This window comes from Streptomyces sp. SLBN-31 (assembly GCF_006715395.1).
Taxonomy (GTDB): Bacteria; Actinomycetota; Actinomycetes; order Streptomycetales; family Streptomycetaceae; genus Streptomyces.
On record NZ_VFNC01000001.1, the window covers coordinates 3543505 to 3562016 of the forward strand.

General features: G+C 71.4%; 17 protein-coding genes and 1 pseudogene. 11 read left to right on the forward strand and 7 right to left on the reverse strand.

Annotated elements, in window-relative coordinates; translation table 11 throughout:
• Positions 1 to 66 precede the first annotated feature (66 nt).
• Positions 67 to 1518 (forward strand): nitronate monooxygenase, encoded by a 1452-nt coding sequence (locus FBY22_RS16310; RefSeq protein ID WP_142146281.1) that lies wholly within the window; start codon positions 67 to 69, stop codon positions 1516 to 1518.
• A gap of 254 nt (positions 1519 to 1772) precedes the next feature.
• On the opposite strand, the gene FBY22_RS16315 is transcribed toward FBY22_RS16310, so the two are convergent.
• Entirely contained in the window at positions 1773 to 2471 is a 699-nt protein-coding gene (locus FBY22_RS16315) for a CBS domain-containing protein (protein WP_142146283.1), read from the reverse strand.
• Positions 2472 to 2683: 212 nt separating this feature from the next.
• Here FBY22_RS16315 and FBY22_RS16320 point away from each other — a divergent pair.
• From FBY22_RS16320 to FBY22_RS16330, 3 genes and pseudogenes are all read left to right on the forward strand, one after another.
• A pseudogene (locus FBY22_RS16320) lies at positions 2684 to 2890 on the forward strand (DUF1918 domain-containing protein); the annotation flags it as partial.
• A 264-nt stretch (positions 2891 to 3154) separates the two neighbouring features.
• A complete protein-coding gene (locus FBY22_RS16325; protein WP_142146287.1) occupies positions 3155 to 3502 on the forward strand; it encodes a hypothetical protein in 348 nt (115 codons plus the stop codon).
• A gap of 80 nt (positions 3503 to 3582) precedes the next feature.
• On the forward strand, positions 3583 to 4002 hold the full coding sequence (locus tag FBY22_RS16330; protein WP_142146289.1) for a hypothetical protein: 420 nt from the start codon (positions 3583 to 3585) through the stop codon (positions 4000 to 4002).
• Positions 4003 to 4160: 158 nt separating this feature from the next.
• Here the strand turns inward: FBY22_RS16330 and FBY22_RS16335 are convergent, their stop codons facing one another.
• The 4 genes from FBY22_RS16335 to FBY22_RS16350 form a co-directional block, all read right to left on the reverse strand.
• Positions 4161 to 4781: a hypothetical protein gene (locus FBY22_RS16335; protein ID WP_142146291.1), complete on the reverse strand. Its 621-nt coding sequence runs from the start codon at positions 4779 to 4781 to the stop codon at positions 4161 to 4163.
• Between the two features lie 67 nt (positions 4782 to 4848).
• A complete protein-coding gene (locus tag FBY22_RS16340) occupies positions 4849 to 5670 on the reverse strand; it encodes a rod shape-determining protein (protein ID WP_142146293.1) in 822 nt (273 codons plus the stop codon).
• Positions 5667 to 6041, reverse strand: a complete 375-nt coding sequence (locus FBY22_RS16345; RefSeq protein ID WP_142146295.1) for a TraR/DksA C4-type zinc finger protein — start codon at positions 6039 to 6041, stop codon at positions 5667 to 5669. The genes FBY22_RS16340 and FBY22_RS16345 overlap by 4 nt, the downstream gene beginning before the upstream one ends.
• Positions 6042 to 6087: 46 nt before the next feature.
• Positions 6088 to 6399 carry a TraR/DksA C4-type zinc finger protein gene (locus tag FBY22_RS16350; RefSeq protein WP_142146297.1) on the reverse strand — a complete coding sequence of 104 codons (312 nt, stop codon included), beginning with the start codon at positions 6397 to 6399 and terminating at the stop codon, positions 6088 to 6090.
• A gap of 362 nt (positions 6400 to 6761) precedes the next feature.
• On the opposite strand from FBY22_RS16350, the gene FBY22_RS16355 reads away from it, so the two are divergent.
• The 4 genes from FBY22_RS16355 (at position 6762) to FBY22_RS16370 (ending at position 12087) form a co-directional block, all read left to right on the forward strand.
• Positions 6762 to 7724, forward strand: coding sequence for a sensor histidine kinase (locus FBY22_RS16355; protein ID WP_142146299.1), 963 nt, complete (start codon positions 6762 to 6764; stop codon positions 7722 to 7724).
• Positions 7717 to 8388, forward strand: coding sequence for a response regulator transcription factor (locus tag FBY22_RS16360; RefSeq protein WP_174267162.1), 672 nt, complete (start codon positions 7717 to 7719; stop codon positions 8386 to 8388). Before FBY22_RS16355 ends, FBY22_RS16360 begins: the two co-directional genes overlap by 8 nt.
• Positions 8389 to 8977: 589 nt before the next feature.
• Complete coding sequence (gene secD / locus FBY22_RS16365; protein WP_142146303.1) at positions 8978 to 11233, forward strand: protein translocase subunit SecD; 2256 nt, start codon at positions 8978 to 8980, stop codon at positions 11231 to 11233.
• A complete protein-coding gene (locus FBY22_RS16370) occupies positions 11233 to 12087 on the forward strand; it encodes an NAD(P)-binding domain-containing protein (protein ID WP_142146305.1) in 855 nt (284 codons plus the stop codon). Before secD ends, FBY22_RS16370 begins: the two co-directional genes overlap by 1 nt.
• 264 nt (positions 12088 to 12351) lie before the next feature.
• Here the strand turns inward: FBY22_RS16370 and FBY22_RS16375 are convergent, their stop codons facing one another.
• Positions 12352 to 12759, reverse strand: a complete 408-nt coding sequence (locus FBY22_RS16375) for an STAS domain-containing protein (protein WP_142146308.1) — start codon at positions 12757 to 12759, stop codon at positions 12352 to 12354.
• A 255-nt stretch (positions 12760 to 13014) separates the two neighbouring features.
• On the reverse strand, positions 13015 to 13803 hold the full coding sequence (locus FBY22_RS16380) for a DUF2249 domain-containing protein (protein WP_142146310.1): 789 nt from the start codon (positions 13801 to 13803) through the stop codon (positions 13015 to 13017).
• 73 nt (positions 13804 to 13876) lie between these two features.
• Here FBY22_RS16380 and FBY22_RS16385 point away from each other — a divergent pair, with 73 nt between their 5' ends.
• Genes FBY22_RS16385 through FBY22_RS16395 form a run of 3 tightly spaced genes read left to right on the forward strand, consistent with a single transcriptional unit; the run spans position 13877 to position 18506 of the window.
• Positions 13877 to 14617, forward strand: a complete 741-nt coding sequence (locus FBY22_RS16385) for a metalloregulator ArsR/SmtB family transcription factor (RefSeq protein WP_142146312.1) — start codon at positions 13877 to 13879, stop codon at positions 14615 to 14617.
• Positions 14618 to 14622: 5 nt separating this feature from the next.
• Entirely contained in the window at positions 14623 to 15792 is a 1170-nt protein-coding gene (locus FBY22_RS16390; protein ID WP_222127763.1) for a hypothetical protein, read from the forward strand.
• Positions 15789 to 18506, forward strand: a complete 2718-nt coding sequence (locus FBY22_RS16395; protein WP_222127764.1) for a multicopper oxidase domain-containing protein — start codon at positions 15789 to 15791, stop codon at positions 18504 to 18506. Before FBY22_RS16390 ends, FBY22_RS16395 begins: the two co-directional genes overlap by 4 nt.
• The last annotated feature ends 6 nt before the right edge of the window (positions 18507 to 18512 follow it).

Consider the following 18512-nt stretch of genomic DNA (forward strand, 5'->3'; position numbering starts at 1 on the left):
ACGGTAGCGTAGGTTACGGAACCGTAAGTAGGTGTTCCGAACCGGCGATCATCCTTGCGAGGAACCATGAGCACACCCGGGACGAAAACCGACCTGCCCTGGCTGATCCAAGGGGGGATGGGGGTGGGGGTGTCCGGCTGGCGCCTGGCCAGGTCCGTCGCGGGCGCAGGGCAGTTGGGCGTCGTCTCCGGCACCGCCCTGGACACCCTGTTGATCCGGACGTTGCAGAGCGGTGACCCCGGCGGTCACCTCAGGCGGGCCCTGGCCGCCTTCCCCGTACCGGAACTCGCCGACTCCATACGGCAGCGCTACTTCGTCGAGGGCGGGATCGGCGCCGACGAGCGGTACGCCGCCACACCCCGGCTGACGGCCGACGAGACCTGCGCGGCACGGGAGTTGACGGTCGTCGCCAACTTCTGTGAGGTGTGGCTCGCCAAGGAGGGCCACGACGGACGGGTCGGCGTCAACTACCTGGCGAAGGTCCAACTCGCCACGGCGCCCGCCATGTTCGGCGCCATCCTGGCCGGTGTCGACTACGTGCTGGTCGGCGCGGGCATTCCCGCGCAGATCCCGGGCATCGCGACCAGGCTCGCCCAACTGAAGCCCGTCACCGCGCGGTTGGACATCGAGGGTGACGACACGCCCGTAGAGCTGCCCTTCGACCCGGCCTCGGTGCTGGGCGGCGCGCAGCCGGGGCCCCTGCGTCGCCCCGACGTCCTGGCCATCGTCTCGCTCCCGGCCCTGGCGTCATACCTGAGCCGTTCGGCACAGACCACGCCCGACGGCTTCGTCGTCGAAGGGTACGGCGCCGGCGGACACAGCGCGCCGCCGCGCGGACCGATGCGCCTGGACGAGCAGGGCGACCCCGTCTACGGCCCTCGGGACATCCCGGACTTCGCCAAGATGGCCGCCCTTGGCCTGCCCTTCTGGATCGCGGGCGGCCAGTGCGGACCGGAACACCTGCGCCGGGCACGGGCGTTGGGAGCCGCCGGCGTCCAACTCGGCAGCGTCTTCGCGCTCTGCGAGGAGTCCGGCCTCGAAGCGCCGTTGCGGCGCCGGCTGGTCGAGCGGGAGCTGCGCACGGAACTGACCGTCCACAACGATCCCGCGGCCTCCCCGACCAGCTTCCCGTTCAAGGTCGCCGACCTGCCCGGCACACTGGCCGACCCGGCCGTCAGCGCGGCGCGCCGCCGGCTCTGCGACCTCGGCTATCTGCGCACCCCCTACCGCACCGAGCAAGGCGCCGTCGCCTACCGCTGCCCTGCGGAGCCTGCCGCGATGTACGTCCGCAAGGGTGGCGCCGTCGAGCAGACGACGGGCCGGAAGTGCCTGTGCAACGGGCTGCTGGCCGCCATCGGGCTCGGACAACGCCGCCCGCACGGCGTGGTCGAACCCCCCATCGTCACCATCGGCCAGGACCTCGGCTTCCTCCGCCAGTTGGCCCCCGAAGGCCAGGAGTACAGCGCGGAGTCGGTGGTGCGATGGCTGTCGACGGGGCTGACGGAAGTGCCTGTGTGAGCACTGTCCCGTCCAGAGTGGCTGGATGCTGTCACTCGGCGTGCCGCGCCAGCCAGTGGTCGGCTCATCGGTCGGTGGTGCCGCGGTGCAGTCGATGGGCCGCGCGATCGGCCGGCCCGTAGCCGGTCCGTGCACGCACAGTGGCCCCCCGTCGTCGTCGCGCCTCACTTGCGGATCACGGAAAGGCCGCCCAGATCCGCTGTGGCGTACGGAGCCGCCGCGACGCGGTTCCGCGGTCCGGTGCAAGCGTCGGATCACAGAGGCGAGTTGTTCCGTGGGCCTCGCTCATTGGCAGAAGCCGTCCGGGAGACGTCTCGGCAGCCGATGTGTGCGGAGACCGAGACCACGCCGTCAACGTTGCGGCAGAGCCGTTCGATGATGGGGATCAGGCTGTCCGCCTCGACGGACCCTTCGAGGGTCACCTTCCCCTCGTGTACGTCAGCTGTCACCTCCGAGGGCGCGAGGTGCAGCGTCCGCAGCAGTACGTCTCGGGTGATCTCGTCGCGGATGGCGTCGTCCCGGCGCAGGAAGATCCGCAGGATGTCGCCGCGACTGATGACGCCCCTGAGCCGGTCCGCCTCGTCCACCACGGGCAGACGCTTGACGTTCCGCAGCGCCATCAGGCGTGCCGCCTCCACCGCGGTCCACTCGGGACGCGCGCAGACGGCAGGGGCCGTCATCAGCTCTCCGGCCGTGGCACCCTCGGCCTTGGCTTGCTCCCACGTCTCCAGGTGCGGTAGCGGCGTCCCGCTGGACGGATCGGTGTCGGCGGAGCACTTGCGTAGGAGGTCGGCCTCGGACACCACGCCCAGGGGGTGGTCCATCTCATCCACCACCGGTACCGCGGTGATGCCGTTCTCGGCCAGCAGCTCGACGATCTCCTTGAACGGCGTGTCCTGCCTGGCCCGGACGACGTCATGGGTCATCAGGTCGGCAACAGTACGGTGCTGCATGTCGTCCTCCCTTCGCGGCAACCGGCGGGTCACACATCAAGCGTGTCAGCGGCAGCGCGTCGGCAGGAGAGCCACCCAGGACCCGTTCAGGGCCGGACGGCCCGGAAACAGGTCCGTCCGGCCCCTCCGATCGGGCTTCCTGAGCCCATGCGGCCGCTCCCCCCAGGTGTCACGTTGGACACAGGAGCGGTTCGAGGAAGCGGGTGACGATCATGCGAGCTGAACTCGGTGACGTACTTGTCGTCGAAAGCCCCACCACCGGAGTCACCAAGCGCGACGGCGAGATAGTCGGAGTCCACCACGAGGACGGAACGCCTCCCTACGACGTGCGCTGGTCGGACACCAATGGGGTGACTCTCGTGTTCCCCGGCCCCGACGCACACGTCCGCCACATCGAACACACCTCGCGGAGGCCGGACGCCGACCTCGGTGGGGCGGGGACGGACTGAGGTCCGCACCGAGGCGCCTGTCGGGGACGTGCGAACGCCGGCCCCGACAACGCCGCAACCGCGCTGCACCGGGCCGCCCCCCGACGTCCGGCCCGGCTGTTCGGCCTTCGCCGATGGGCCTGACGGCCCCTACGCGGACCACACCGAACCGGACACCATGGACGCACGATGCTCAAGCGCGCCGTGGCGGAGCGGGCACGTGCCGTCACGGACACGTCCGGAGGTGAGGGATCGATGTCGGTTCAAGACGAGTTGGCACAAGCTCGGCATGCTCTCGACGACCTGGTCCGTGCGGTGGATCGGCTTCAGATCCCCCTCGGAGACGACCCGGACGTCCGTCGCGTCCGAGTGGACACCGACCACCTGCGGGAGGATCTGGACCTGTTGCGGCAGAGCATGGCGGCCGGGGAGCCGGTCGTGGAGCGCGTGCAGCCACAGATCGTCTTCATTCCCCGCACTCCGTACGATCCCTCGATGTGGGTCGGATGCGAGGACGAGGGCATCGGCTCGCGCCACGGCCCGGAACGGCGGCAGGCCCGTCCGGCACGCTGGTTGCCCCGCCGGGCCTCGGGTCTGACCTGAACGCTGAACGGTGTACCCCGCCCCCGTCGCCTGGTCTGCCAGAAGCCTGAGATCAGGCGATCAGGACGAAGGGGGCGGCGTTGAACGGCCGAGCATGGAAGTGGGCGCTGATCTCGGCCCCTATGGCGCTGTCGGTCTCCGCGTGCATCGGATGGGGCGGCTATCGGCAAGCGCAGAACGTCCGCGCTTCTCGGCTCGTCGGCACCTGGCGTGCTCAGGACTGCGACACCACGCTGACCTTGAGGCCCGATGGATCGGCCTCCGCCGCCGGTATCCCCACCGACATGGATCTCCACGGCAAGACCGTGGACAGCCTCAGCGGCGACGGCACCTGGGACATGTACGAGTCCGGAGCCGAGCAAGAACTCGATGTGACCATGGGAAACGAAGAGACCCCGTTCAACCTCTGCCTGGACAAAGGGCACTTGATGGTGGGTCTGACCGTGGGTGATCCAGACGACATGAACTGGTGCGTCCTGACCGGACACTCGGCGGGTTGATGCGAGCGGGTGGGCCGCCCCTCCGGGGTCGGCCGCATGAGGTTCACCGTTCGGGACAGTTGTATTACCTCAACCCGGTTCGAACTCCGCTGGGTTGGGGCTGCGGTCGGCACTGGCCCAGTCGGCGGGGCTGGTGCCGACCGCGCGATGGGACGGGGCTACGGCGATGTCGTCCATCGGGGTGCCGTTTCGGCCCACGCGGTTTCCCACGCGGCGAGGTTGTGCCGGTGCAGGACGCGGCTTGCGATGCCGTAGACGACGGCTGCGGTGGTGTGGACGCCGAGGGCGGCGATGATGCCTGAGTCCACGGCGCGACCGCGGATCTCGCTGGGGTCCAGGGGCGGGGCGGTGATCCGTCCGCCGGTGTCGGTCCAGACGCGGATGATGCTGCCCCTGGGCTTGGCGGGCTCGACATCGGCGGTGGCCGTACGAGGGTGCCCGCGGGAATCGGTGAAGCGGACCTTGGTCGGATAACGGGTCTTCTTGGCTTCGGCAGACCCGGGCTCGGGATGACGCCGGGCGTCCTCGAGAAGGACGGCGATGGCCCGGTGACGGGTCTCGGACTGGTGCTGGGCGATGCGCGTGTAGTGGTGGCGAGCGGCGTCGCCGACCAGGAACACGGCGGCGGGAGTGGCTGCCAGTGCGGCCAGCACCAGGCCGAGCCCGATCCATCCCTGGAGCCGGTCACTGCGGCGACGCAGGGGATTGCGCCGCAGACGCCAGAACGCAACCCGGGGCAGCTCCTGCGGAGCCGGCGGCGGGGGAGTGCGGCCGGGCATGTGTCCTCCTTCTCGGCAGTGGACGCGGCGGATGCGGCGGATACCCCGGGCGATCCATGGCAAAGCCTTAGCGGCGGTCGGCAGTTGGCAGGCAATGGCGGGCAGTGGAGGGGTGGGTGTGAGCGGTTTGCAGGAGTTCGGCGGCGCCGCGTACGGCTGCTGTGTGCGGGGCCGGGACCACGCGCGGCGGCTCGTGCAGCCGTCCGGTGAGGTGATGGGTGATCTCGGGACGCAGGGCGCCTCCACCCGCCAGGAGGATCCGGCGGTGGAGAGCGTCGACGGTGAGCGAGGTGCGGTCCTGGTGGAGCATCGAGGTGAGCATTGAGGCCACGGCCTCGGCGATCCGCTCGGGTGTGGCGGATGCGCCGAGGTCCTCGGTGCCCAGGGCGGTACGGCGTGCGTCGGCGACGGCCCCGTCGTCCAGCAGGACGACTTCGGTGAGGTGGGCGCCGATGTCCACCACCATCAGCGGACGGGACAGGTCCGCCCCGGCCGCCACGGCGATGGCCCGGGCGCTGGGCACGGTCAGAACGCACCGCGGCCGCAGTACGTCGACCGCCGTACGAGCCTCCGTGCGGTAGGCGACGCCGTCCAGGACGGGAGCGGTGAGGACGACCATGGGGCGGGTGGCGCGGGGCAGGCGGTCGGCGAGGAGGCGCTGCAGCATGCGGGCACATCCCGGGGTGTCGACGATGGTGCCGCGCTGGACGGGATACAGCGCGCCCGTCCCGGCGAAGGTCACGGTGGGCACGTCGACCACGACACCTCTGCCCGCCAGCCAGGCCCGGGTGCGGGCGCTGCCCATGTCCAGGGCGATGCCGCAGCAGCCCCGGCATACCGGCCAGGGCCGGTGCGGGGCGGCGGTGTGCGGGTGGGACGCGCCGGTCATGGGATCGCCTCCTTGACCTGCTGGCAGCGGGCGCAGTAACGGGCCTGCGGCACGATCATCAGCCGCTCCCGTTCGATGGCGCGGCGGCACAGGCGACAGCGGCCGTACGTGCCGTCATCCATACGGGCAAGGGCTGATTCGACGTCGGCGAGGACCATGCGGGCGGAGGCGGCGAGCTTGATGTGCACCTCTATCTGGGAGGCGGCCCGCTGTTGGAGCCGGTCCTCGGTGCGGGAGGTGACCGGTCCGGCGAGCCGGCGCAGCTGCTCCTGTCGGAACAGGCGCTGCTCGTGCAGGTTCTCGCGCAGGGCGGCATGGTCGTCGGCCGACAGCGGTGCCGTGCTCTGGCTGATGGTCTGGTAATTCACCACTTCACCCCTCGGAGGGCATGGCGCAGAGGATGGAGACGGACGGTGGTCAGGTGGCGCGCCGCTGGCAGGCGACGCAGAGGCGGGTGTACGGGAGGATCTCCAGCCGTTCCGCGGGGATGGGCCTGGCGCAGTCCAGGCAGGTTCCGTAGGTGCCGTTCTCGATACGGGTGAAGGCCTTGTCGATCTCTTTGAGGGTTCGCTCCATGGCGGTCTTCTGCTCGGACAGCAGGTAGTCCTCCGAGGTGTACCCGGTCTCGTCGAGGGCCTGCAGTTGGGCCAGCCGGGTACTGCGGGCGTGTTCCAGGCGCCGGCGTGCCTCGAACAGATGGGGTTCGGTCCTGGGGACATCGAGGGCCATCGTCGATCCCTTTCGTGAGGACTCGTCCACTGCGCGGAAGCGCACCGCACGGGGTGGGTGCCGTACCGCGAGTCGGTGGGTGGTGCTGCGGGGCCGGGCCGAACCTGTCTGCCGGCCCGGTGCCCTCCAGCCTGTCCGGGCCGACGACGGATACCTATCGGGCGCGGGCCCCATTTACGGGGGGCCACGGGATCCATGCGGCGACGTCATGGGTGTCGCGCGAGCCGGGAAATGGGGTCCGGGGCCCATCGACTGGGCACTCGGGACGGGGCAGGCTGGCCTTGGGACCACTTCAAGCACCTGGCACGGTGGACGATGGCGGTCACAGTGGAGATGACGCCAGAAGGGGAGGCGCAGGGCCGGTGTCGTTGTTCTGGCGGATCTTCGCCCTGAACGCCGTGGTGCTGGGAACGGCCACGGCGCTGCTGCTGTGGGCGCCGGTGACCGTTTCGGTGCCGGTTGTGCTCACCGAGGCGATCATCCTGGTCGGTGGCCTGGCCGTGATGCTGGTCGCCAATGCCGCCCTGCTGCGGCTCGGTCTGGCCCCGCTGGACCGGCTGAGGAAGCTGATGACCACCGTGGACCTGCTGCGCCCCGGCCAGCGCCTGCCCGCCTCCGGCGGCGGCGAGGTCGCCGAGGTGATCCGTACGTTCAACGCCATGCTGGAGCGGCTGGAGCAGGAGCGGGCCACCAGCAGTGCCCGGGCGCTGCTGGCCCAGGAGGCCGAACGCGGCCGTATCGCGCAGGAGTTGCACGACGAGGTCGGCCAGAGCATGACCGCGATCCTGCTGGGACTCAAACGCGCCGCGGACGGTGCTCCGGCACCGCTGCGCGAGGACATCCACGAGGTGCAGGAGATCACCCGAGGAAGCCTGGACGAGATCCGCCGCCTGGTGCGCCGGCTGCGACCCGGTGCGCTGGACGACCTGGGTCTGGTCAGCGCACTGACCTCGCTCACCGAGGACTTCGCCACCCATACGGGGCTGCGGGTCACCCGCCGTTTCGATGCCGATCTGCCGGTTCTGGCCTCGGAGACGGAACTGGTGCTCTACCGCGTGGCCCAGGAGTCCTTGACCAACGTCGCCCGGCACGCGGACGCCCAACAGGTCACCGTCGCCCTGCGCCACGCCGATGACGGCGTGGTGCTGACGGTCACCGACGACGGCTCCGGCATCAAGGCGCTCCGCGAAGGCGCCGGCATTCGCGGCATGCGCGAGCGGGCGCTGCTCATCGGGGGCGGCCTTGAGATCACCCCGGCCCCCCGCAGCGGCACCCGCGTCCAGCTCACCGCGCCCGATGCCAGGAAGCAGCCCGACGATGACTGAACCGACCTCGCCCGCCGGGACGATCCGCATCCTGCTCGCCGACGATCACGCACTGGTCCGCCGAGGGGTGAGACTCATCCTCGATCAGGAACCGGACCTCGAAGTGGTCGCGGAGGCCGGTGACGGCGCCGAGGCCATCGACATGGCCCGCACCCACGACATCGACCTGGCGGTGCTCGACATCGCCATGCCCCGCATGACCGGCCTGCAGGCCGCCCGCGAACTGGCCGCCCTCAAGCCGGACCTGCGGATTCTGATGCTCACCATGCACGACAACGAGCAGTACTTCTTCCAGGCCCTGAAGGCCGGGGCCAGTGGGTATGTGCTGAAGTCCGTCGCCGACCGGGACCTGGTCGCCGCCTGCCGGGCCGCGATGAGAGACGAGCCCTTCCTGTATCCCGGCGCGGTCACCGCGCTGATCCGCAACTACCTCGACCGCGCGCGCCAGGGCGAGGAAACCCCCGACCGGGTCCTGACTCCGAGGGAGGAAGAGGTCCTCAAGCTGGTGGCCGAGGGGCATTCCTCCAAGGAGATCGCCGACCTGCTGTTCATCAGCATCAAGACAGTGCAGCGCCACCGCGCCAACCTGCTGCAGAAACTCGGCCTGCGCGACCGTCTCGAACTCACCCGGTACGCCATCCGCGTCGGCCTCATCGAACCCTGACCCCGGCCCGCACCACGCATCATCAGGAAGCCCGCACCACCTGTCACGGGGAAACCGACACCACACATCACCAGCGAAGGGGACGGTGCATGCACCACGCCGCGAGCACCGCCCCCACCCCCGCAGCCCCCGGCCCCCGGCCGCCGCTGTGCCGGCGGCCATCGTGCTGGCCCTGCTGGCGCTGGTGGCCACACTCGGCATCGCCGGCCCGGCAAACGCGGCGAGGGGCGGTACAGCAGTCGCGGCGGCAGCGGTCGACCACCACCGGGATACCGGAACGCGTGCCGACGACGGACGGGACACCGCCGGCGTACTCCGGGTGGCGACCCGTTCTGAGACGCACCGCGAGCACCCCGCTCCGCGCTGCGATCTCACCGCCTGCGCCCAGGGCACGGGCACCACGCCACCCGCCCGCGCGCAGCCCCCGGCGTCCGGTGGGCACCTTCCCTCGTCCCGGCCCCACGCACACGATGACCGTGGGCGAGGACCCCCTGCGCCCTCCGGCAACTGACATCCCCTTTTCCTGCCCTCACCTCGACAGCACCCGACCGCGCGCCCGCGTGGCCCGGTGCACCTGCCGGAGGCTCCGTTGCGCCGTTCCCTGCGCGTGAAGGCACTGCTCTCCCTCGCCGTGATCGCCGTATCCCTGTACATCGCCGTCACTGTGCCGGTCCGCCTCGGACTCGACCTGCGTGGCGGCACCCAGATCGTGCTGCAGACCCGCTCCACCGCCACCATCGACGCCGACCGCGAGACCACCGACCGCACCCTGGAGGTGCTGCGCGGCCGCATCGACGCGCTCGGCGTCGCCGAACCCACCCTCGTCCGCTCCGGCGACAACCGGATCATCGCGGAACTGCCCGGCGTACAGGACCCGAAGAAGGCCGCCGATGTCCTGGGCCGTACCGCGCAGCTCACCTTCCACCCCGTGCTCGGCGCAGCCGACCGCGCCGACGACACCTCCCCGCCCCTTCCCAAGCGGCCGAACGAGCGTGTCCTGCCCGACGAGACCGGTACATCACTGCGCCTCGGGGCGGCGGCCCTGACCGGCGAACACGTCAAGGAGGCCGCCGCCCGCTTCGACCAGCAGAGCGGCGCCGGGTGGCACGTCACCATCGACTTCGATGGCCGCGGCCGCGACGGCTGGGCCCGCCTGACCGGCGAGGCCGCGTGCCACCCGGCGGGTGAGCCGGCGCGGCGCGTCGCCATCGTCCTCGACGACAGGGTCATCTCCTCACCCCAGGTGGACCCCGCCGTCCCGTGCGGCACCGGCATCCGCGACGGCGCCACGCAGATCACGGGCTCCTTCAACCCCGAGGAAGCCCGTGAGCTCTCCCTGCTCATCAACGGCGGGGCGCTGCCCGTGCCGGTCGAGACCGTCGAGCAGCGCACCGTTGGACCGACCCTGGGCGCGCAGGCCATCACCGCCAGCGCCTGGGCTGCGGCCATCGGCACGGCGCTGACCTCGCTGTTCATCATCGGCGTCTACCGGCTCATGGGTGTACTGGCGGCCGTCGCCCTGGCCTGCTACGGGCTCATCTCCTACGCCGCCCTGGCCGCCCTCGGCGCCACCCTGACCCTGCCGGGACTGGCCGGTTTCGTCCTGGCGATCGGCATGGCCGTGGACGCCAACGTGCTGGTCTTCGAACGCGCCCGTGAGGAGTACGCGTCCCGCCGCCGCGCAAGTACCCGCTCGGCGCTGGCGGCCGGATTCCGCAACGCCTTCGGTGCCGTCGCCGACTCCAACATCACCACGCTGATCGCGGCCACTCTGCTGTTCTTCCTCGCGTCCGGGCCCGTACGGGGCTTCGGTGTCACCCTCGGCATCGGCGTGCTCGCCTCCATGTTCAGCGCCCTGGTGATCACACGCGTGCTCGCCGAGTACGCCGTCGCCCGCCCCGTCCTGCGCCGCCGTCCCGGTCTCACCGGTATCGCCAATACGGGCGCCGTCCGCGACCGCCTCACCCGCCGCAACCCCCACCCGATGCGTCGTCCCCGCCGCTGGCTGGCCACCTCGGCCGCAGCCCTCGTCCTGGCCGCCGCGGGCATCGCGGTCCGTGGCGTCGACCTCGGTGTGGAGTTCACCGGTGGCCGTCTCATCGAGTACGCCACCAGCGCTCCCGTCGATCCCGACCGGGCCAGAACGGCGCTCGCGGACGCCGGATTCCCCCGTGCGATCGTGCACTCCTCCGGTGACACCAACCTGACGGTGCGCACGGATCGGTTGACCAACGCCGAGGAGACCGAGGTGACCGGCACCGTGCGCGGCCTCGCCGACGGGGCGGACAAGGTCCGTGACGAACTGATCGGCCCCAGCCTCGGCGACGAGCTGCGCCGGGGCGCCCTGATCGCGCTGGCCGTGGCCCTCGCCACGCAGCTCGTCTACCTCGCGGCGCGCTTCCGTTGGCTGTTCGGCACCGCCGCGGTCGCGGCCCTCGTCCACGACGCGGTGATCCTCGTAGGCGTCTTCGCCTGGCTGGGCAAGCCCCTCGACGGGGTGTTCCTTGCCGCCCTGCTCACTGTCATCGGCTACTCGGTCAACGACTCCGTCGTCCTCTTCGACCGTGTCAGGGAACTGGCCCGAAGATCCCCCAAGGCGCCGCTGTCCGGCATCGCCAACCAGGCGATCCTGCAGACGCTGCCCCGCACGGTGAACACCGGCATGGGCGCCGCGTTCATCCTCACCGCTCTCGCCGTACTCGGCGGGTCCTCGCTCACCGACTTCGCCCTGGCCCTGCTGATCGGCCTGGCCGTCGGCACGTACTCCTCCGTCTTCACCGCCGCTCCGCTGGCCGTGGCACTTCACCGGCGCGGCGACCCGACCCCCATCTCAAGCAGGCCCTGATGCACCGGCCCGGGCGCGCACGCCAGGCTGTGAGCGATGGCGCGGGCCTGACCGCCGTGGCCTGCGAAGGAAACCGGCCGTGGCCGTGCAGTGCTGTCTGGCCGCGCGGTTGGGATGAATGCGGCCCGGCGCAGCTCCCCGCATCGTGTCCTGCCCCTCTCTCGCGGGTACTCGGCTGCTCTGCGCCAACCACGGTGGAGGAGGTCATCATGCGTATTGGGATCATCGGGGCCGGCAACGTCGGTGGCGGCCTGGCCACGGCGGCCACCGCGGCGGGCCACGAGGTCGCCGTCGCTGCCGCGCACCAGGCCCACGCGGCCAAGGTGGCCGAGCAGGCCGGTGCCGCAGTCGCGGCCGACCCGGCGGAGGCTGTCCAAGGCGCGGATTTGGTGATGCTGGCCGTACCGGCCGCAGCCGCCGCTGGGGTGCTGGGCCGGCTGGGTGACGCCGCCGCTCCCGGCACAGCGGTCGTGGATGTCACCAACCCGCTCAACGACACGTTCAGCGACCTGACCACCTCCGGTATCAGCCACGCCGAGCAACTGGCTGCGGCCGCGCCGCAGTTGAAGCTGGTCAAGGCGTTCAACACGATTCTGGCCTCGCGGCTGAGCAATCCCAGTGAGGATGGTCAGCCGCTGGACGGCTTCTACGCGGGCGACGACGAGGCGGCCAAGGCCACGGTGGCGCAGCTGCTCGGCTCACTGGGGTTCCGGCCGATCGATGTCGGCGGTCTACGCATGGCACGCGCGCTGGAGGAAATGGCGTTCCTGAACATCACCCTCAACGCCCGCAACGGGTGGTCGTGGCAGAGCGGCTGGAAGCTCGTAGGCCCCGTCAGTCGAACCACGGCGTAGCCACTCCTGTCGCAGCCATGGGCCCTCGCCGGCGCGCGTGACGCCCGGCGGGGCTGTGTGGCCGGCTCACAGCCCCGCGACCGTCATTTGCTGCCACGTAGGTAGTGGCAGCTCCCAGCCGGCGGGAGGTCGCCGAGGCACGGCCTCACCGGGGAGCCAGGCCGGATCGTGGTGGCGCCTTTCATCGCCGTGTCGGCAGGGCGGCCCCTGATGATGGGGTGGACCGACTTGCGCTGGTCTCGGACGTGGCGGAGCCGGGATCGGTCAGCCGGGGGACGGATGCGGCCAGCGGGCCAGGCTGCCGGGCGAGGGGGCGGTCTGCGCCGCTTCCACCGTCGAGGGGTAGATCTCGTAGGTCTTGCGCATGCCGCTGAGCTCGAAGAGCCGCAGCACCCGGCCGGAGACGGACGCGATACGCAGCGAGCCCTCGCTTTCACGGATGCGTTTGGTGATCGCCACCATCGCGCCCAGGCCCATCGAATCCATGAAGGTGACGAAGCCCAGGTCCAGGACGAAGTGGCGGTACCCCTCATCGAGGAGCTTGATCACCGCCGCGCGGATCATGGGGGCGGTGTGGGCATCGACCTCACCGTCGACCTCGGCGACGACCCAGCCGTTGACCACGTCGTAGCTCACCATCATGCTCTCGTGCCGGATGATGTTCGTTCGCACGGTCACCCCTCGTCACTTTCTCTGGACGGTGAAGGTCCCCTGGTTGTGGGGCAGTTGGCGTGGAAGCCGCCAACGTCCCGCGGTGATGGCCGCCGACCTTCCTCCAGCCGGCCGGCGAGGACGGCGGCTCGACCGTGGTGTACGTCCGTGGTGGCGGTCAGCGGGCCGCCCGGGTCTTGAGCGGCGCGATTTCTCCGTAGCCCTGCTGCGAAGTGGATGTTCCGGGTTCACCCCATTTTACCGAGAGCCGCCCGGTCAGCGGTGGGTGAGCAGCAGACGCCATGCCTCCGGGCCGCGCTGGAGGTACTCCACCGCGAACGCGCCCGGGTGGCGGTCCTCGATCTGGCCCAGCAGAGGCAGCGGGTCGTGCGGCGCCACCAGGACCATCGACTGCCCGGAGGGCACCGCGGCGATCGCGCCGAACACCGTGGCGTGCCTCAGTGAGTGGGGGACTTCGCGTACGTCCAGCTCGGGCACCTCGGTCTCGTTGGAGCCGCCGCAGCCACAGGCGCCTCCGCAGCCGCCTCCGGTGGTGGCCGCTTCGCCGGCAGTGCCGTGCTCGTGGCCGAGGAGTTCGTGCATACCCGCGAGGAGTCCGGAGAGGGAGATGTCGGGGGCGCCGGCCAGCAGGGGCAGGACGAGGGTGTTCTCCTTCTCCAGGTGTTCCTCGAAGAGCACCTGCAGTGCCCGGCCGTCGGCCGCCGCCCGCACGGGCGAAGCGGCGGTGCGCAGCGCGTCGACGAGCGCGGCCAGCCTGCGGTGCTCGGCGAGCATGCCGTCGATCAGGAGGCGGGCGGCGGGCAGGTCGTGGGCGACGGGGTAGAGCGCCTTCTCCTCGGCGGCCGCGTGCGGCAGCAGGTCGCGGTCGCAGAAGGACACCAGGTCCGTACGGACCCGGTCGACCGCCGCCGGCTCGCGGTCGGCGGCCTCGATCAGTATCGCGACCCGCCCGGCCAGGTCACCCGCCAGTTGCGTGTGGTGCGCCTCGACGGCTTCGGCGGCCGCCGCGTCCTGCGGGTCCGATGCGATGGTCAGGGTGCTCATGAGCGTCGTCCTTCCGACGGCCGGCAGCCCGTCCGCGTTCAGGTCGGGCCCGTGACTGCAATATACTACGGACATGACCGTGGAAAATAAGGGGCCGCTTCCCGGCAGCGGAACGAACCGCGTACCGCTGTCCCGGCAGCGCCGCGGTGTCCTGCAGTACCTGCGCGGCCAGGCCGCCCCCGTCACCGCGAGCGCGCTCGCCCGGGTGTGCGCGCTGCACGTCAACACCGTCCGCGAGCACCTGGACGCCCTCGTCGACGACGACCTCGCCGTGCGTGAACGGTCCAGCCCCTCCGGCCGTGGCCGGCCCGCCTTCCGCTACCGGGCCCGCCCGCCACAGGAGTCACCCGCACGCGAATACGCCGGGCTCGCCGCCGTTCTCGCCGCGCAGATCGCCCGCTCCAGCTCCGACCCCCGCCGGGACGCCCTCGCCGCCGGCGAGGACTGGGGGCGTGTCCTCACCGCGGCGCAGACGCCGTCGGCGGACCCCAAGGAGGCGCGGACCCGGCTGCTGGACCTGCTCGACGAGATCGGCTTCGCGCCGGAAGCGGACGAGAACGCACGCCAAGTCCGCCTGAGACGCTGCCCGTTCGTGGAGACGGCACGTGAACACCCCGGTGTCATCTGCGGTGTTCACGAAGGCCTCGCCCGGGCCGGACTCGCCGCGCTGGGCGGCGCACCGCAGGGGGTCGAGCTGCTGCCCTTCGCCGAACCGGACGCCTGCCGACTGCACTTGGGCATGACCGAGCGTGCCGACGATGACGACGACACCAGGCGCCCGACATCGCCCGGCACCCCTGGGGCGCACCGGTGAACCCGGTGTCCGGCCCCCCTCCCGCCGGCACCGCCGCCCGACGTGTGGGCGCCCGCCGCGCACCCCTGCTGCTCGCCGCCGGACTCTGCCTCCTCGCCGGTCTCGACGCCGCCCTCGGCCTGCTCGGCCTTCCGGCCCCCGTCACCACCGACCGACTCCCGCAGGTGCACGGCGTGTTGATGGTGCTCGGCTTCGCCGGAACGCTCGTCGCTCTGGAACGCGCCGTCGCCCTGGGCGGCCCCTCGGCCTATCTGGCCCCCGGCTGCCTCGGCGCCGGGGGCCTGTTGCTGCTCAGCCCGGTCGACCTGCTCGTACCCCGGCTGCTGCTCGTCGCCGGATGCGCCGCCCTGGTCGCACTGTACGTACGCTTCTGGCGCCGGCAGCCGAGCGCCGCCCTGATCGCCCAGGCCGCGGGCGCGGTGTCCGGGCTGGGTGCGGCACTGCTGTGGCTGGGCGGGATCGACGTACCGCGCATGCTGCCCTGGCTGGTGGCGTTCCTCGTGCTGACCATCGCGGGGGAGCGGCTGGAACTCGCCCGGGTGGCCGTCCTGGCGCCGTCGGCGGAACGGACGTTCCTGGGCTGCGTCGGCGCGGTCACCGCCGGTGTGGTCGCCACGCTGCTGTGGCCCGCGACCGGCACCGCACTGCTCGGTGCCGCTCTGCTCGCCCTGGTCGCCTGGCTCGTCGCGCACGACATCGCCCGCCGGCTGCTGCGCTCCACGGGCCTGCCCCGCTTCACCGCGGCGTGCCTGCTCGCCGGGTACGCCTGGCTGGGCCTGGCGGGCGCACTGTGGCTGCTCGGCGGCCCGGTCACCGAGGGGACGCGGTACGACGCGGTGGTGCACGCCGTGTTCCTGGGCTTCGTGATGTCGATGATCATGGCGCACGCCCCGGTGATTCTGCCCGCCGTCCTGCGCCGTCCCCTGCCCTATCACCCGGCGCTCGCGGTGGCGGCCTGGCTGCTGCATCTGTCGCTGGCGCTGCGCGTGGTCGTCGGCGACCTGCGCGCCGTCCGGGGCGCGTGGCAGGTCGGCGGAGTGCTCAACATCGTCGCCGTGCTGCTGTTCGTCGTATCGGCGGCCACCGCCTCCGTCATCGCCACGCGGCGCGCATCGTCGGCGGCGACGGCCTCCGCCGTCGCGTCGGCACCCTCCGATCCGAGGACCTCCCGGTGACCACGAACCTGTCCCTCTCCCCGGCGAGCGGATCCGCTCCGAAGCCTCCGGGCCGCTCCCCGCGCTCGCGCTGGCATCTCGGCGTGAACGCGATCGTGGCCGTCTGGCTCACTCTCTTCGCCGCGGTCGGCTCCGCCCACCACTTCCTGCCGCACGCCTTCTGGCTGCTCGTCCATGTGCTGCTGCTCGGGGCGGTCACCAACGCGATCGTCATCTGGTCCGGCCACTTCGCCGCGTCCGTCCTGCGGCTGCCCGAGGCCAACCGGGGTGCGCCCGCCGCACTGCGCCTGGTCTGCCTGAACGCCGGCGCGGTCGGCGTGATCGGCGGCATGCTCTTCGAGCGGTGGTACGTCGTCCTGGCCGGCGCGTGCCTGGTCGCGGCCGCGGTCACGGCACACGCCGCATGGCTTGTACGACTGATGCGCCGAGCGCTGCCCGGCCGGTTCTCGATGACGGTGCGCTATTACGTGGCCGCCTCCGCCCTGCTGCCCGTGGGAGCGGCGCTCGGAGTCGTCATGGCCCGCGGCGATCTCGCCGGTGACCTGTCCGAGCGGCTGCGTGTCGCACACGAGACGATCAACCTGCTGGGCTGGGTCGGCCTCACCGTCGCCGGAACACTCATCACCCTGTGGCCGACGATGCTGCGCACACGAGTGGCGGACGGCGCCGAACGGGCCGGCCGCACAGCCCTCCCCGTCCTGCTCGCCGGACTCGGCGCCGCCGTCACCGGCACCCTGCTCGGACCGCCGCCTCTGGCCGCCCCGGGCATGGTGGCCTACGCCGCCGGGCTGGTCGTCGCGGGCCGGCCCTGGTTGCGCGAGGCCCGGGCGAAGTCGCCGCGATCCTTCGCCGCGTGGTCGGTGGCCGCAGGCTGCGGATGGCTCGCCGGATCACTGGCCGTCCTGGCCGGCATCCTCGTCTCCACGACCTCCTGGATCACGGTGGGGGAGCGGATCTCGCTGCTGACAGCGCCGCTCGCCGCCGGCTGGATCGCCCAAGTGCTCCTCGGCGCGCTGAGTTTCCTCGTCCCCGTCGTCCTGGGCGGCGGCCCCACGGCCGTACGCGCCGCCACCGCGAGCCTCGAACTCGCCTGGCCGGCCCGGCTCGCCGTCACCAACGCCGCACTGCTGCTGTGCGTGCTGCCGGTGCCGTCGACGGTCCGGGTGGCGTGCTCGGTACTGCTGCTGGTGATGCTGCTGTTCTTCCTGGTGCTGCTCGTCCAGACGGTCGTACGGGGTATGCGCGACCGTCGCAGGGCCGCACAGGGAGATTCCGTTCCCGCGGCCGCCCCGGCCGAGGATCCCGCGCGTCCGCACCGGGTGCTCGGTGGCGTCGCGCTCGGGCTCGCGGTCGTGATGCTGGCCGTCGCGGGCGGCGCCGCGGCGGACGTGCGGTCGCTGCCGATCCTGGAGCGGTCCGCGGCCGCGAACGCCGACGGGGCGACGGTGACGCCGACCGGCCGCACCACCACGGTCACGGTGACGATCCGCGGCATGCGCTTCTCGCCGTCCTCCGTCGACGTACCCGCCGGAAACCGCCTGGTGATCACCCTGCACAACTCCGGTACCGACACCCACGACCTGGTGTTGGAGACCGGCGCCCGCACCGACCGGCTCAGTCCGGGACACACGGGCACGCTGGACGCGGGAGTCGTCGGCCGTGACCTCGACGGCTGGTGCTCGATGGTCGGCCACCGGCAGATGGGGATGACCTTCACCGTGGAGGTCACCGGAACCGCTTCCAACTCCCGCACGAACAGCGGCGGCACCGTCCACGACCACAGCGGCCGGGGCACCTCCACCGCCACGAAGGACACCGCCGCGGAGGCGTTCGACCCGATGGCCGAACCGGCCGCCGGCTTCACCGCCCGCAACGCCCAACTCCCGCCCGCCACCGGCGGATCCGGCCACCAGGTGCACAAAAAGACGCTCACCGTGAAGGAGGTGACGAGGGAAGTCGCGCCCGGCGTACGGCAGAAGCTGTGGACCTTCGACGGAACGGCCCCCGGGCCCTTGCTGCGCGGACGCGTCGGCGACACCTTCGAGATCACCCTCGTCAACGACGGATCGATCGGCCACTCGGTCGACTTCCACGCCGGATCCCTCGCGCCGAAGCGGCCGATGCGCACCATCAAGCCCGGCGAGTCCCTGACGTACCGGTTCACAGCCACCCGCAGTGGCATCTGGATGTACCACTGCTCGACCATGCCGATGTCCCTGCACATCGCCAACGGCATGTTCGGCGCAGTGATCATCGACCCGCCGAAACTGCGCACGGTCGACCGTGAATACGTGCTGGTCCAGTCGGAGTTCTACCTCGGCCGGCAGGGTGGCACGGCCGACGCCGCCAAGGTCAACGCCAAGGACTACGACATGGTCGCCTTCAACGGCTACGCCAACCAGTACGATCACGACCCGCTGACCGCCAGGACCGGTGAGCGCGTACGGATCTGGGTGCTGGCGGCCGGGCCGAACGAGTCCAGCGCGTTCCACGTCGTGGGCGGCCAGTTCGACACGGTTTTCCGCGAGGGCGCTTACGACCTGGGAGGGGGAGGGGCGGGATCGCCGAGCGGGGGCGCGCAGGTCCTCGATCTCGCCCCCGCCTCGGGTGGGTTCGTCGAGCTGTCCTTCCCACAGACCGGCGACTACCCGTTCGTCACGCACATCATGAGCGACGCGGAACGTGGCGCGCACGGTGTCTTCCGGGTGCGGTGAGGGCGC

Bases quoted from the DNA above. Each gene is read 5' to 3' on its own strand.
- FBY22_RS16310 (WP_142146281.1), top strand. From the start codon at position 67: ATGAGCACACCCGGGACGAAAACCGACCTGCCCTGGCTGATCCAAGGG.
- FBY22_RS16315 (WP_142146283.1), bottom strand. From the start codon at position 2,471: ATGCAGCACCGTACTGTTGCCGACCTGATGACCCATGACGTCGTCCGG.
- FBY22_RS16325 (WP_142146287.1), top strand. From the start codon at position 3,155: ATGTCGGTTCAAGACGAGTTGGCACAAGCTCGGCATGCTCTCGACGAC.
- FBY22_RS16335 (WP_142146291.1), bottom strand. From the start codon at position 4,781: ATGCCCGGCCGCACTCCCCCGCCGCCGGCTCCGCAGGAGCTGCCCCGG.
- FBY22_RS16340 (WP_142146293.1), bottom strand. From the start codon at position 5,670: ATGACCGGCGCGTCCCACCCGCACACCGCCGCCCCGCACCGGCCCTGG.
- FBY22_RS16350 (WP_142146297.1), bottom strand. From the start codon at position 6,399: ATGGCCCTCGATGTCCCCAGGACCGAACCCCATCTGTTCGAGGCACGC.
- FBY22_RS16360 (WP_174267162.1), top strand. From the start codon at position 7,717: ATGACTGAACCGACCTCGCCCGCCGGGACGATCCGCATCCTGCTCGCC.
- FBY22_RS16370 (WP_142146305.1), top strand. From the start codon at position 11,233: ATGCACCGGCCCGGGCGCGCACGCCAGGCTGTGAGCGATGGCGCGGGC.
- FBY22_RS16380 (WP_142146310.1), bottom strand. From the start codon at position 13,803: ATGAGCACCCTGACCATCGCATCGGACCCGCAGGACGCGGCGGCCGCC.
- FBY22_RS16385 (WP_142146312.1), top strand. From the start codon at position 13,877: ATGACCGTGGAAAATAAGGGGCCGCTTCCCGGCAGCGGAACGAACCGC.